Consider the following 12,740-nt stretch of genomic DNA (forward strand, 5'->3'; position numbering starts at 1 on the left):
CCGTTTACAGGAAGTTGACAGGGACAGTTCGTAGGATCTCTACCTAACCGTGACCAACGGCTGGAATCCTGGTACGCCTGTTGTACCTGTGCTGAAACGGAGATGGACAGTGCTGACGTCCAAGGCGCGGCGCCGCCTCGCCCAGAAGACATCCGCCTTAGGGATCGCGAGCACGCTGGCCGTCTTCGTTGGTTCGGTCCTGGCTCTATCGTCACCGGCAGAGGCGGCGGTGGACAAGAACCTCAGCATCGCCTACACGTGCATGGGTGGGCCGTTCACTAACACTTCGATCAATGTGCCGATCACCGTGCCTGATACGGCGAGTGGCACGTTCGATGTCAAGTGGGCCATTCCCCCACTGACTCTGGCGCAGTCACCTGCGGCTGCCACGCAGGTGAAGGTGACAGGCAAGCTCTTGGTGACCGGCGGAACACACACGGACCTCGACAAGTCGGGGGCGAATGTCACCATGAGTGCGACCGCTGTGCCTGCCGGTCAGGTAACGAGTACGGTTGCGGTCACCGCCACTACGGGTGGCAAGGTGAACATCAAGGCTCCGACCGAGACCGGCAGCCTGAAGCTCAGCCTGGCGAACGCGCCGTCGAATGTGACCTCGTGCACGGCAGCGACCAGCACAGAGAGCGTCGATATTACGGTTGGGCAGGGCGGCGGCGCAGGTACCGACGACATCGTGAAGTACAACTGCACGCTGGCAACCGGCACGACCGATGCGGACTATCCCGCCGAGGTCGACATCGAGGTCAAGATGACCCCGCCGACCAGCGCCAAGGCCAACGAAGACGCCTCCATCCCCTGGACCGGCACCATCCAGAGCACCGGAGATCCGCTGAAGCTGCCCACCAGCTTCCCGGCCAGCAGCAAGCTCTTCGCCACGGTGAAGGCGAGCGGTGCGGGAGCGCCGACGTCGGTGACCGCAGAGGCCCTCCTCATGGGCGCAACGGCCGGTCAGAATCTCACGACCCTTCCGGCCCTCACGTTCAAGGTGAAGCCGACGACCACCGGCACCGTCTCGCTGACGGCCGGGGATCTCGCCTTCGGTACCTCGTCGAGCGCGCCGGCGATCAAGTGCACGGCTCCCACGACCGGGCTGAAGACGTTCACGCTCACCGTGAGCAACGGCACCTCGTCGCCGACGCCCACGCCGAGCAACACCAACACGAGCAGCACGCCGAAGCCCACCAAGACGACCACGCTGATCGTGACCCACACCCCCTCCACCAAGAAGACCACCAAGAAGTCGCAGACCCCCAAGGCCGGGGCCGACACCGGTGGCGGTGGGGCGGCCGGGCCTGACGGGCGGACGTTCATGCTGGTCGGGTCGGCACTGGTCATGGCCGCCGGCGTCGGCGGGCTGGCGCTGCGGCGCCGCAATCTCGGCAGAGGCTGATCGAGGTGGCCGGGCAGTATCCGTACGGCGGCGGGCCGCCGGACGACAGGGGCAGCAAGGTCCTCAGGTCCGTGCTGATCCTGGCCGCCGTGGCCGGTGTGGTGACGGTGGTGACCGGGATGCTCATCGTGCTCGGCTCGCCTGAGGAGTACGGCCTGGCCGGCGACCGCGATTCGCTGTCGCTGAGTGCGCAGCCCGACGGGAAGGCGACGGGCCAGCCCGCGCAGGCGCTGTTCCAGGCGGCCCCGACCGCGCCGCCGCCGTTGCCGCAGGTGACGCCGGCTCCGCCGATGCTGCCGTCCACGCCGGTGCGGATCGTGATCAAGCGGCTGGGCATCAACGCGCCGGTGGAGTCGCTGGGGCTGGCCAAGGACGGGACCATCCAGGTGCCCGCCGGCGACAACCCCAACCTGGTCGGGTGGTACCGGAACATGTCCACCCCGGGTGAGGCCGGCCCGGCCGTCATGCTGGGGCACAAGGACACGCGGACGCGCAGCGCCGTGTTCAGCCGCCTGTACGAGATCAGGAACGGCGACACGATCGAGGTCAAGCGGCAGGACAGGACGACCGCCGTCTTCACCGTCGGCGGTGTCGAGCAGGCGAGCAAGAAGACCTTCCCGACGCAGCGCGTCTACGGCAGCCAGACCAACGCGCAGCTTCACCTGATCACCTGCGGTGGCACGTACAACCGCAGCATCGGTCACTACACCGATAACATCATCGTCTACGCGACGATGACGAGCTCCTATCGAAGCTGATCGCGGAGGCGCGCATGGGCTGGATGGCGAAGCGGAGACTGCGTACTGGCCCTACGGCGGCGCTGCCCGTCAAACCGGACCAGTCCGAGTTGCTGCGGTTGGTACGGCTGGCCGATCCGGCCGCCCGCGAGGACGGCGGCGACATCGTCGCTGCAGACGTCCGGGTGCAGGCTCCGGTGGAGGCCGAAACCGACCTGGTGGGCGGCGAGCTGGAGCAGGTGTGGGCGTGCCGGGTGGCCGCGGAGGGGCCGCTGCCGTTCGACTACTTCGACCGTTTCCTGGCCGAGGGGCTGGCGTTCCGGCTGGGCGGGCTGGCCGTGTGCCGGGGCGAGGTGAGCGACCCCGCCGACGACGACCGTGGCGGCCCGGCGGTCGTCCTGCCGGCCCGGCCGTCGGCCGAGGAGCTGGTGGCGCACCTGGAGGGCGAGGTCGAGGAGGAGGACGAGTTCGTCTTCACGGCCGGGGGCGTCCGCGTGCTGGTGGTGCCGCAGAAGGGGCAGCCGCCGGCGGTCGCGGAGCTGCTGCCCTTCGCGACCGAGCTGACCGCGGTGGAGCTGCGCGGCGACGACCCGGTGAAGCTGGGCACGCTGGCGCTGGCGCTGTCGGAGGGGTTGAACGGGCTGGCGGTCGACCGCTGGCGGTTCCGGATCGACGCCCCCGAAGACCTGCTGCCACCTCCCGAGAGGTCGTAGAGCAAGGTTCTGTTGTAGTCTCTTCCTAATAACCGAATAATGCTCGGTTTCAGGAGGCACTGTGGCAGAGGCGTACATCGTCGGGGCGGTCCGCTCCCCGGTCGGCAAGAAGAAGGGCGGGCTGTCCACCGTCCACCCCACTGACCTGGCCGCACACACGTTGAAGGCGCTCATCGACCGCACCGGCGTCGACCCTGCGGCGGTGGAGGACGTCGTCATGGGGTGCGTCATGCAGTTCGGCCCGCAGAGCATGGACATCGCGCGGAACGCGTGGCTCTCCGCCGGGCTGCCGGAGACGACCGCCGGCGTCACGATCGACCGGCAGTGCGGCTCCTCGCAGCAGTCGATCCACTTCGCCGCCCAGGGCGTGCTGTCCGGCACCCAGGACCTGGTCGTCGCGGCCGGCGTCGAGTCGATGAGCGTCGTGCCGATGGGCTCGTCGATCACTGCCGCGCTGGAGAAGGGCATGCCGTTCCCGTTCGGCGACCTGTGGGTCGAGCGGTACGGCAAGCAGGAGATCTCGCAGTTCCGCGGCGCGGAGCTGATGTGCGAGAAGTGGGGCTTCAAGCGCGACGACCTGGAGCGCTTCGCCTTCGAGTCGCACCAGCGCGCCGCCAAGGCCATCGCCAACGGCTACTTCAAGGACCAGATCGAGCCCGTGAACGGCGTCGAGGACGATGAGGGGCCGCGTCCCGACACGACGCTGGAGAAGATGGCCGCCCTGAAGACGCTGAAAGAGGACGGCCAGATCACCGCGGCCACGTCCTCGCAGATCTCCGACGGTTCCGGCGCGCTGCTGATCGCCTCCGAGCAGGCGGTACGCGACCACGGCCTGACCCCGCGCGCCCGGATCCACCAACTCGCGCTCATGGGCGACGACCCGGTCTTCATGCTGACCGCGCCGATCCCGGCGACGCGGAAGGCCCTGGAGAAGGCGGGGATGTCGATCGACGACATCGACGTCGTCGAGATCAACGAGGCGTTCGCGCCGGTGCCGCTGGCGTGGATGAAGGAGCTGGACGCCGACCCGGCCCGGGTCAACCCGAACGGCGGCGCGATCGCGCTCGGCCACCCGCTGGGCGGCACGGGCGCGATCCTGATGACCAAGCTGCTGCACGAGCTGGAGCGCACCGGCGGCCGGTACGGCCTGCAGACGATGTGCGAGGGCGGCGGCCAGGCCAACGTCACGATCATCGAGAGGCTCTGACGCGAAGGCGCTCCGGCCCCTGCAGGAGGGGCCGGAGCGCCGTGCGGGGCGTCCCATGGCGTCGGGGACGGCGCACCGCGGGATCTACCATCCCTGGTAGAGGTTCAGCGGCCCTTGGACGGGATGCGCCTCGGCGGCGCGACCGGCCGCAGCGGCATCTTGGGCATCTGCCGCGGAAGCGGCGCCTCCCGCCCCGGAATGCCGGGGACGTTGTTGCTCTTCTTGCCTGCGCGTACTCGCATACGAAAGCTCCTTTACGTAACTCGCGACGCGGCTCGAACACCGGTCGACAAGCTCAGCTGCCGCGTCTGGATGGACTCGTGGCGGGAGTGTCACCGCCGGGCGGATTCGCTGAGTGGCCGGGCTTGTTCAGCCCTGGCGCATTACAGGTAAAGGCGCATGTCCTAGACACTAAGCGGCGGTTTGGACGGGTCGCAACCGATTATTCGCTCGAAGCCCGACACCATCGCGCTCAGCCCGGTGTCGAACCACTGGTCGTAGAAGGTCTGGTCCGTCTCAGGGGGCGGCTCCTCGCCGCCTGGCGGCGCGCCGACCTGGGCGAGGGCGTGTCCCAGTACGTAGACGCCGACGGACTGGACGGCGGTCAGCGCGCTCTCGCGCGGCACGCCGCCCTCGTCGAACCGGTCGAGCAGGCCGCCAAGCAGCTCCAGCCCCAGCTCGACGTCCACGGGATGGGTGGCGAGGAGTGGCACGGCGTGCGGGTGCGACAGCAGCATCCGCCGGTACGCGCCTGCGAAGCCGCTCAGCGCTTCCGGCCACGGCCCGCCGGGCCGCGACTGTGTCACGGCCTCGGCGAAGAGCCGGTTGACGATCTCGGCGAGCAGCGCGTCGCGGTTCGGGACGTGCCGGTAGAGGGACATGGCGGCGACGCCGAGGTGGCTGCCGAGCCGCCGCATGGTCAGCGCGTCGAGCCCTTCGGCGTCGAGCACCTCGACGGCCGCGTCCACGATGCGCTCGACGGTGAGCACGGCCGGTCGGCCCCTGCCTCGCTGGGTCATGCCGTCAGCGTAACGACCAGCGTGGTCGCCAGCATGATCAGGGAGAGCACGCCCACGACCAGGTGCTGGACGTCGATGACCACGTCGTGCCCCTCGGTCGGGAGGATCTTGAGGGTGCGGCTGTAGTCGCGGCGGTAGACCTCGCGCTGCGCCTCTGTGCTGACGCCGAAGTACGGCAGCCACCAGCTCTGCAGATGCCCGGCCATGATCAGGACGCAGAGCACGGTGGCGGTGATCAGCGACCAGGTCTGGTGTAGGGCGAGGCCGGCCGCTATCAGCAGCGGGAAGGGGTAGTTGATCGCCGCGGCGAGCACCCGGCCGTGGACGTTCGCCTTGGTCAGGTCGTTGAGCGGGAACATCGGGACCCATTCGGTCACGATCAGCCAGGCGAGCCAGACGAGCGGGACGATGACGGCGAACGTGGTCACGGCACCTCCTCCTTCGATTTTGTGTACCTTGTAAGCTTACGAGGTACGCAAAATCGAAGCAAGGGGCTTCCTCAGTCCAGGCGGGCCGGCGCGGTGTTATGGACCTGCGGGTCCTGGAAGGCGGGGCGCGGGCCGTCGCGACGGTGGCGACCGTGCTGTCCGTCGTCGCCCTGGTCTGCTGTGGTCCGTACCTGCTTGTGCCGGTCGTTCTGGGAGCGGTCGCTCTGGGTAGCTACCGGGTGAGCCTGCGGCGCGCGTCCTGGCGGCCGTCTCCGTGAGAGCGGCCTGAACTATCCAGGCATCCGAAGGCGGCGTAGCGTCTGACGGAGGGTGCTTTATGAGCGAGTACGCCAAGGCGAGAGAGCTCGGCGAGCAGGCGAGGGAGCGGGAGTGGACCCGGCCGAGCTTCGCGAAGCAGCTGTTCCTCGGGGACTTCCGCCTCGACCTGGTGTATCCGGCGCCGACGCTGCCGGACCAGGCGGCCAAGCGGGGTGAGGAGTTCGTCAGGGCGGTCCGCAGGTTCCTCGACGGGCACGTGGACCCGGCGCTGATCGAGCGCACCGCGGCGGTGCCGGACGAGGTGGTCAAGGGCTTGGCCGCGCTCGGCGCGTTCGGGATCACCATCAGCGAGGAGTACGGCGGTCTCGGTCTGCCGTACCTGTACTACTGCCGGACGTTGATGCTCGTCGGCTCGTACTGCCCGGCGCTGGCGACGCTGCTGTCGGCGCACCAGTCGATCGGGGTGCCGCAGCCGCTGAAGCTGTTCGGCACCGAAGAGCAGAAGCGAGAGTTCCTACCAAGGTGCGCGCGGGGCGAAATTTCGGCGTTCCTGCTGACCGAGCCGGACGTGGGCTCCGACCCGGCCCGCCTGTCCACCACCGCCGTCAGGGACGGTGACGACTACGTCCTCGACGGCGTCAAGCTGTGGACCACCAACGGCGTCGTCGCCGACCTGCTCGTGGTGATGGCGCGCACCGGCGAGAAGATCAGCGCGTTCGTGGTCGAGGCCGATTCGCCCGGCATCACCGTCAACAGGCGCAACGCCTTCATGGGGCTGCGCGGCATCGAGAACGGCGTCACCGAGTTCTCCCAGGTCAGGGTCCCGGCGAAGAACCTGATCGGACGCGAGGGGCAGGGCCTGAAGATCGCCCTCACCACGCTCAACACCGGACGCCTGTCGCTCCCCGCCACCTGCGCGGGCAACGCCAAGTGGTCCGTGAAGATCGCCCGCGAGTGGGGCAACGCCCGCGTGCAGTGGGGACGCAAGATCGGCGCGCACGAGGCGGTGGCCACCAAGATCGCGTTCATCGCCGCCACCGCCTACGCCCTGGAGGCGGTCAGCGACCTGACCAGCCGGATGGCCGACGACCAGCGCAACGACATCAGGATGGAGGCGGCGCTGGCCAAGCTGTACGCGTCCGAGCTGTCGTACCGGGCGAGCGACGAGCTGGTCCAGATCAGGGGAGGGCGCGGCTTCGAGACGGCCGAGTCGCTGGTGGCCCGTGGTGAGCGGGGAGTACCTGCCGAGCAGATGCTGCGCGACTCCCGGATCAACCGGATCTTCGAGGGCTCGTCCGAGATCATGCGGCTGCTGATCACCCGTGAGGCGGTCGACGCGCACCTGACGGCGGCCGGCGAGCTGATCAACCCGGAGGCGTCCGCGAAGGAGCGCGCGCGGGCCCTGAGGCGGGCGGGCCGCTTCTACGCCAGGTGGCTGCCCACACTGGTCGCGGGCAGCGGCAACCTGCCGACCTCGTACGGCGAGTTCGGCCCGCTCGCCCATCACCTGCGGTTCGTGGAGCGGACCAGCAGGAAGCTGGCGAGGTCCACCTTCTACGGGATGTCGCGCTGGCAGGGCGGGCTGGAGCACAGGCAGTCGTTCCTCGGGCGCTTGGTGGACATCGGGGCCGAGCTGTTCGCGATGACCGCGGCCTGCGTCAAGGCCGAGGAGGACGCCCGTGACCTGGGGCGCAGGCCGTACGAGCTGGCCGACACGTTCTGCCGGCAGGCCAGGCGGCGGGTCGACTCGTTGTTCGACACGCTCTGGGACAACAGCGACAGCCAGGACGTCCGGCTCGCCAAGTACGTGCTCGACGGCCGGTACACCTTCCTGGAGGAGGGAATCCTCGACCCGTCCATCGAGGGGCCGTGGATCGGCGTGCCGCAGGGCAGGGAGAGCGTCCGTAGAAAGATCCTCTGACGTCCGGTCTAGACCGGTTACGAGGTTTTAGGCGTCCGAGTGTTTTCAAACCGATACCAACCGGTATAGACCGCCCATTGAACAGGGGCTTACGCTGACGCAAACGCGTTGAGCCGCGGCTCACGCGCCCCCAATCCCCTTGGACGAGGTCCAGTTGCTGGTACGGACCAGCATGACCCGTCCGACGAGAAGGCGGTACTGACGGTGAACATGAAACTTGTGGGCGGCGCCGCTCTCGGCCTGGCCACCATGCTGGTCCTGTCCAGCTGTGGGTCCGGAGACTCCGGAACGGCCGGAGGGGACAAGGCCTCGTCCGGAGGTCCGGTCACGTTGAAGATGGTGGCCGCCGACTACGGCGACGGCCCCGGCAAGCCGAACTCGGGCGAGACGTTCTGGAAGGGCGTCGTGGACGAGTTCCAGGCCGCCAACCCGAACATCAAGGTGGACGTCCAGGTCATCAACTGGAACGACATCGACAAGCAGGTCGCCACCATGGTCCAGAACGGCCAGGTGCCCGACATCCTGCAGACCGGCGACTACTCCGGCTTCGTCAAGGACCAACTGCTCTACAAGGTCGACGAGGTGCTCTCGCCGAACGTCTCCGGCGACATGCTGCAGAAGTTCGCCGAGTTCGGCAAGGTCGACGGAGCCGCCTACGGCATCCCGTTCGTGTCCTCGGCCCGCGCCCTGTTCTACAACAAGGACCTGTTCCAGAAGGCCGGCATCGCCGAGCCGCCCAAGACGTGGGACGAGCTCAAGGCCGACGCCGAGAAGCTGAAGAAGGCCGGCGTCAGCCAGCCCTTCGGCCTGCCACTCGGCCAGGAGGAGGCCCAGGGCGAGTCGTTCCTGTGGATGCTCGGCAACGGCGGCGGCTACAAGGACGCCTCCGGCAAGTGGGCGATCAACTCCCCGCAGAACATCGAGACGTTCACGTACATGAAGGGCCTCGTCGACGCGGGCCTGACCACCCCGAACCCCGGCACCAAGGACCGTAAGACGGTCTGGGAGGACTTCGGCGCCGGCAAGGTCGGCATGGTCAACGGCGGCCCCATGTCCATCCCGATCTTCGACGCGGCCGGGCTGAAGAACTACGGCGTCGCGCCGATCCCGGGCAAGAGCGGCCCCCTCGACACCACGCTCGGCGTCATGGACTGGATCATGGCGTTCAACAAGAACGGCCACGCCGCCGAGATCAAGAAGTTCTTCGACTTCTTCTACACCGGCAACGCCGCCCAGAAGATCTCTGACACCTACAAGCTGCTGCCCGTCACCAACGGCGGCATCAAGAAGCTGTCCGGCGACGAGAAGCTCAAGCCGTTCCTCGACGCGCTGCCCAACGCCAGCTTCTACCCGTTCCAGGACCCGAAGTGGGCCGAGGTGAACCCGCAGATCAAGCAGACCATCGGCGGCGCCGTCAAGGACGACCCGGCCAAGGTCCTCGGCGAGCTGCAGAAGACCGCCGACGCCAGCTGACCCCCTCGGGGCTCCGTACGGCTAGCACCCGCGGGGGCGCTAGCCGTACCTTCATGGAAGGTTCCTCATGAGAAGGTTGCGCGCCCTGGAACCCCTCGCCTGGGTCGGGCCCGCCATCGCGCTGATCGCGCTGGTCGTGCTCTGGCCCGTGATCGAGATGATCCGGTCGTCGTTCCTGAAGATCAGCAGGTTCGGCGTGGTGCAGGGGTCCAACGGTCTGGCGAACTACGACAAGTTGTTCGCCGAGAAGGACTTCTCGGCCATCATGCTCCGCAGCGTGATCTGGGTGGTCGCGGTCGTCGCGCTCACCGTGCTCATCTCGCTGGCCCTCGCCCAGCTGTTCAACCAGCGCTTCCCCGGCCGCAGGGTGGCCCGCTGGGCGCTGATCGCGCCGTGGGCGGCGTCCGTGCTGATGACGGCGATCATCTTCAAGTGGATGCTCGACCCCGAGGTCGGCGTGATCAACCAGATCAGGCTCAAGCTGGGGCTGATCGACGCGATGGGCGGCGCCGCCGCCGACCAGCTCGGCGACGCCTCCAGCGCGATGCCGTGGCTGGTGTTCGTCGCGGTGTTCGTGTCGGTGCCGTTCACCACGTACGCGCTGCTGGCCGGGCTGGCGACGATCCCGGCGGACGTCTACGAGGCCGCCAAGATGGACGGCGCGACCAAGCTGCGGACGTACTGGTCGATCACCCTGCCGCTGCTGCGTCCCGCGCTGACCGTGGCCGCGCTGATCAACGTGATGAACGTCTTCAACAGCTTCCCGATCATCTGGGCGATGACCCATGGTCAGCCCGGCTACTCCACGGCCACCTCGACCATCCTGATGTTCATCCTCAAGGGGTCCAACATCGGCGAGTCGGCCGCCATGTCGGTCGTGAACTTCGGCATGGTGATCGTGCTGACCGTGATCTTCCTGAGGGTCACCCGCTGGAACAAGGAGGTCGCGTGATGGCGGTCAGGACGGCACCCGCGACCACCACGCGTCCGCACGCCAAGCCCAGGCGGACGGGGTCACGGCGGCCCGCCAGGCTCAAGACGGTGATCATCGCGGCGACCGCCTACGTGATCTCGTTCGTCTTCCTGTTCCCGTACGTGGTGATGCTGCTCACCTCGCTGCGCTCCCAGGACTCGCTGCGCGAGGTCTCCTTCTTCCCCAAGCAGTGGATCTGGTCCAACCTCGCCAACTTCTGGACGAGCGGCCTCGCCGGGAACCTCGTCGTCACGTTGAAGGTGGCGGCGGGCTCAACCGTCCTCGTCCTGCTGGTGGCGCTGCCCGCGGCCTACTACTCGGCCAGGCACAACTTCAGGGGACGCACCGCGTTCCTGATCCTGGTGCTGATCACCCAGATGTTCCAGCCGACGGCCATGCTCGTCGGCATCTACCGCGAGTTCTACCAGTTCGGCCTGGTCGACTCGATCTGGTCGCTGATCCTGGTCAACGGCGGGTTCAACCTGGCGTTCGCGGTGTGGATCCTGAACGCGTACTTCGCCTCGATCCCGCGCGAACTGGAGGAGGCCGCGTTCATCGACGGCAACGGCCGCTTCGGCGCGCTGTTCCGCATCACGCTGCCGCTGGCGCTGCCCGGCGTCATCACCGCGCTGATCTTCACCTTCATCGCGGCGTGGAACGAGTTCGTGGTCGCCCTGACGCTCACCACCACCCCGGCCAACCAGCCGCTCACGGTGGCGCTGAACTCGTTCATCGGCCAGTACCAGGTGGACTGGCAGAACCTGTTCGCCGGATCGGTGATCGCCACCATCCCGGTGATCATCCTCTTCGCGCTGATCGAACGGAAGGTGGTCGGCGGCCTGACCGCCGGCTCCATCAAGTAGCCAACCCCCGGGCCCCGGCCGCCCCACGCCCCTCCACCGTGCGGGCGGCCGGGCCACTCCCTAGGACGGGACGCGGGCGACGCAGAAGACGGTCTGGCCGAACGGCGGCGTGATGAATCGCTCGATGAACCTCGTCGTCGGCACCACCGTGCGGTCGTAGATCTTGACCAGCTTCGGGTCGGGGTAGCCGACGCCGCCACGGCGGACCGCCGCCCACCAGGCGATGCCGCCCAGGAAGTTGATCGGCTTGAGCACGTCGACGTCGAGGCCCGCCTTGGCCACCGTCGCGTGGAGCGTCTTCGGCGTGTACCGCTGGACGTGGCCCACCTTGCGGTCGAAGTCTCCGTAGAGCTGCATGTAGCCGGGAACCCAGATGATGATCCTGCCGCCCGGCAGGGTGACCCGCGCCAGTGAGCGGAGCGCCTCGGCGTCCTCCTCGATGTGCTCCAGCACGTTCATCATCACGACCGTGTCGACCTTGTTCTCCAGCGGGATGTCGGTCGGCAGCCCGAACTGCAGGACGTCGATGTCGTCGCGGCCCTCGAAGCGCTTGTTGAGCTGCTCGACGCAGTACGGGTCGAAGTCGCTCACCACCAGCCTGTCGAGCCTCGGCAGGAACTGCTCGGCGAAGTGGCCGAGCCCCGAGCCGATCTCCAGCATGGAACGGCCGACATGCGGCGCGACCATGTCGAACTCGTACTGCCGATAGTTCTTGGCCTCGTCCCCACCCAGGTGGTTCTCCAGGGCCTCGTCACCGGCCGCCGGTTGCACTACACGGTCATACCCAGACATAGTCCCGTTCCTTCAAGGGGTTCGCGGATTTGCCAGAGTCTAGTGCCCGGTCGGAGTCAGGGCTCACCTGATCGGCCAAACGCCCTTCCGCTGAAGGTGCACTTTGCGGTGGAATCTGACTCGTCCATGGACGATGACGAGGCGATCGCCCTCTCCCTCGCCGGTGACCTGTCAGCCTATGAGGTGCTGGTCACGCGCTACAGCGCGCTCGCGCATCGCACCGCCGCCCTGCTCGGCGCCGGCGACGAGGCCGAGGACGTGGTGCAGGAGGCGTTCGTCAAGGCGTTCAGGCACCTGTCGTCCTTCCGCCGGAACTCTCCGTTCCGTCCATGGCTGCTGCGCATCGTGGCCAACGAGACCCACAACCTGACCCGCTCCCGGGGTCGCAGGTCGGACCTGACAGTGCGGCTCGGCGCCACGGCCGCCGTGACCTCCCCCGACGACCCCGAAGGCGAGGCCGTGGCCACCGACCGCAGGGCCCGACTCCTGCGGGCGGTCCGCGCGCTGCCGGAACGGGAACGCCAGGCGGTGGTCTGCCGGTACTTCTTACAGCTGTCGGAAGCGGAGACGGCACAGGTGCTCGACTGTCCGCTCGGCACCGTCAAGTCCAGCACCCATCGCGGCCTGGCCCGGTTGAGGGAGGAGGTGGGCCGTGACCTCGAATGAGCACTTCGACGACCTGGAAGCCGAGCTCACCGCCCTCGGCGCCGCCCTCGACGTCCCGACCCCGCCGCAAGCGGACGTGGCGGCCGCGGTCCGCGCCCGCCTCACCGCGGACGCGCCCGCGCCGCGCGACGACGCCGGCGCCCCCGCACCGCGTCGGAGTGGCCGCGGAACGGCGGCGGCCCCCGGGCCGCGCGGGCGGCGGGCCAGGTGGAAGGTCGTCACGGCCGTGCTGCTCGCCGTAGTGGCGATCACCGCGGCCAC

Annotated in this window: 15 protein-coding genes; 11 read left to right on the top strand and 4 right to left on the bottom strand. The window is 68.2% G+C overall.

Annotation, left to right across the window (positions count from 1 at the left end; all coding sequences use genetic code 11):
* Window positions 1-109: 109 nt before the first annotated feature.
* The 4 genes from ABZ297_RS15375 (at window position 110) to ABZ297_RS15390 (ending at window position 4,065) form a co-directional block, all read left to right on the top strand.
* Window positions 110-1,408, top strand: a complete 1,299-nt coding sequence (locus ABZ297_RS15375; protein WP_355345325.1) for a hypothetical protein — start codon at window positions 110-112, stop codon at window positions 1,406-1,408.
* 5 nt (window positions 1,409-1,413) lie between these two features.
* On the top strand, window positions 1,414-2,166 hold the full coding sequence (locus ABZ297_RS15380) for a class F sortase (RefSeq protein ID WP_355345328.1): 753 nt from the start codon (window positions 1,414-1,416) through the stop codon (window positions 2,164-2,166).
* Between the two features lie 23 nt (window positions 2,167-2,189).
* Window positions 2,190-2,858 carry a hypothetical protein gene (locus ABZ297_RS15385; protein WP_355345331.1) on the top strand — a complete coding sequence of 223 codons (669 nt, stop codon included), beginning with the start codon at window positions 2,190-2,192 and terminating at the stop codon, window positions 2,856-2,858.
* A 61-nt stretch (window positions 2,859-2,919) separates the two neighbouring features.
* Window positions 2,920-4,065: an acetyl-CoA C-acetyltransferase gene (locus tag ABZ297_RS15390; protein ID WP_355345334.1), complete on the top strand. Its 1,146-nt coding sequence runs from the start codon at window positions 2,920-2,922 to the stop codon at window positions 4,063-4,065.
* Between the two features lie 104 nt (window positions 4,066-4,169).
* Here ABZ297_RS15390 and ABZ297_RS15395 read toward each other — a convergent pair whose 3' ends face one another.
* The 3 genes from ABZ297_RS15395 to ABZ297_RS15405 form a co-directional block, all read right to left on the bottom strand.
* Window positions 4,170-4,307: a hypothetical protein gene (locus tag ABZ297_RS15395; RefSeq protein WP_355345337.1), complete on the bottom strand. Its 138-nt coding sequence runs from the start codon at window positions 4,305-4,307 to the stop codon at window positions 4,170-4,172.
* 162 nt (window positions 4,308-4,469) lie between these two features.
* Window positions 4,470-5,084 carry a TetR family transcriptional regulator gene (locus tag ABZ297_RS15400; protein WP_355345340.1) on the bottom strand — a complete coding sequence of 205 codons (615 nt, stop codon included), beginning with the start codon at window positions 5,082-5,084 and terminating at the stop codon, window positions 4,470-4,472.
* On the bottom strand, window positions 5,081-5,512 hold the full coding sequence (locus ABZ297_RS15405; RefSeq protein ID WP_355345343.1) for a hypothetical protein: 432 nt from the start codon (window positions 5,510-5,512) through the stop codon (window positions 5,081-5,083). The genes ABZ297_RS15400 and ABZ297_RS15405 overlap by 4 nt, the downstream gene beginning before the upstream one ends.
* A 98-nt stretch (window positions 5,513-5,610) precedes the next feature.
* On the opposite strand from ABZ297_RS15405, the gene ABZ297_RS15410 reads away from it, so the two are divergent.
* From ABZ297_RS15410 to ABZ297_RS15430, 5 genes are all read left to right on the top strand, one after another.
* On the top strand, window positions 5,611-5,790 hold the full coding sequence (locus ABZ297_RS15410) for a hypothetical protein (protein ID WP_355345346.1): 180 nt from the start codon (window positions 5,611-5,613) through the stop codon (window positions 5,788-5,790).
* A 59-nt stretch (window positions 5,791-5,849) separates the two neighbouring features.
* Complete coding sequence (locus ABZ297_RS15415; RefSeq protein ID WP_355345349.1) at window positions 5,850-7,712, top strand: acyl-CoA dehydrogenase family protein; 1,863 nt, start codon at window positions 5,850-5,852, stop codon at window positions 7,710-7,712.
* A 210-nt stretch (window positions 7,713-7,922) separates the two neighbouring features.
* Complete coding sequence (locus tag ABZ297_RS15420) at window positions 7,923-9,185, top strand: extracellular solute-binding protein (protein WP_355345367.1); 1,263 nt, start codon at window positions 7,923-7,925, stop codon at window positions 9,183-9,185.
* Between the two features lie 67 nt (window positions 9,186-9,252).
* Window positions 9,253-10,137 carry a sugar ABC transporter permease gene (locus ABZ297_RS15425; protein WP_355345352.1) on the top strand — a complete coding sequence of 295 codons (885 nt, stop codon included), beginning with the start codon at window positions 9,253-9,255 and terminating at the stop codon, window positions 10,135-10,137.
* Complete coding sequence (locus ABZ297_RS15430) at window positions 10,137-11,021, top strand: carbohydrate ABC transporter permease (RefSeq protein ID WP_355345355.1); 885 nt, start codon at window positions 10,137-10,139, stop codon at window positions 11,019-11,021. Before ABZ297_RS15425 ends, ABZ297_RS15430 begins: the two co-directional genes overlap by 1 nt.
* A gap of 60 nt (window positions 11,022-11,081) precedes the next feature.
* Here the strand turns inward: ABZ297_RS15430 and ABZ297_RS15435 are convergent, their stop codons facing one another.
* A complete protein-coding gene (locus ABZ297_RS15435) occupies window positions 11,082-11,813 on the bottom strand; it encodes a class I SAM-dependent methyltransferase (RefSeq protein WP_355345358.1) in 732 nt (243 codons plus the stop codon).
* A 108-nt stretch (window positions 11,814-11,921) separates the two neighbouring features.
* On the opposite strand from ABZ297_RS15435, the gene ABZ297_RS15440 reads away from it, so the two are divergent.
* Complete coding sequence (locus ABZ297_RS15440) at window positions 11,922-12,479, top strand: RNA polymerase sigma factor (RefSeq protein ID WP_355345361.1); 558 nt, start codon at window positions 11,922-11,924, stop codon at window positions 12,477-12,479.
* Window positions 12,466-12,740: hypothetical protein (locus ABZ297_RS15445; protein WP_355345364.1), on the top strand; the 275-nt coding region annotated here is incomplete at its 3' end. The genes ABZ297_RS15440 and ABZ297_RS15445, both read left to right, overlap by 14 nt.

Source organism: Nonomuraea sp. NPDC005983, assembly GCF_040614375.1.
Lineage (GTDB): Bacteria > Actinomycetota > Actinomycetes > Streptosporangiales > Streptosporangiaceae > Nonomuraea.

What these genes read in the sequence shown, in the direction of transcription:
- ABZ297_RS15385 (WP_355345331.1), top strand. Translation starts at nt 2,190, where the DNA reads ATGGCGAAGCGGAGACTGCGTACTGGCCCTACGGCGGCGCTGCCCGTC.
- ABZ297_RS15395 (WP_355345337.1), bottom strand. Translation starts at nt 4,307, where the DNA reads ATGCGAGTACGCGCAGGCAAGAAGAGCAACAACGTCCCCGGCATTCCG.
- ABZ297_RS15400 (WP_355345340.1), bottom strand. Translation starts at nt 5,084, where the DNA reads ATGACCCAGCGAGGCAGGGGCCGACCGGCCGTGCTCACCGTCGAGCGC.
- ABZ297_RS15410 (WP_355345346.1), top strand. Translation starts at nt 5,611, where the DNA reads ATGGACCTGCGGGTCCTGGAAGGCGGGGCGCGGGCCGTCGCGACGGTG.
- ABZ297_RS15415 (WP_355345349.1), top strand. Translation starts at nt 5,850, where the DNA reads ATGAGCGAGTACGCCAAGGCGAGAGAGCTCGGCGAGCAGGCGAGGGAG.
- ABZ297_RS15420 (WP_355345367.1), top strand. Translation starts at nt 7,923, where the DNA reads ATGAAACTTGTGGGCGGCGCCGCTCTCGGCCTGGCCACCATGCTGGTC.
- ABZ297_RS15425 (WP_355345352.1), top strand. Translation starts at nt 9,253, where the DNA reads ATGAGAAGGTTGCGCGCCCTGGAACCCCTCGCCTGGGTCGGGCCCGCC.
- ABZ297_RS15430 (WP_355345355.1), top strand. Translation starts at nt 10,137, where the DNA reads ATGGCGGTCAGGACGGCACCCGCGACCACCACGCGTCCGCACGCCAAG.
- ABZ297_RS15435 (WP_355345358.1), bottom strand. Translation starts at nt 11,813, where the DNA reads ATGTCTGGGTATGACCGTGTAGTGCAACCGGCGGCCGGTGACGAGGCC.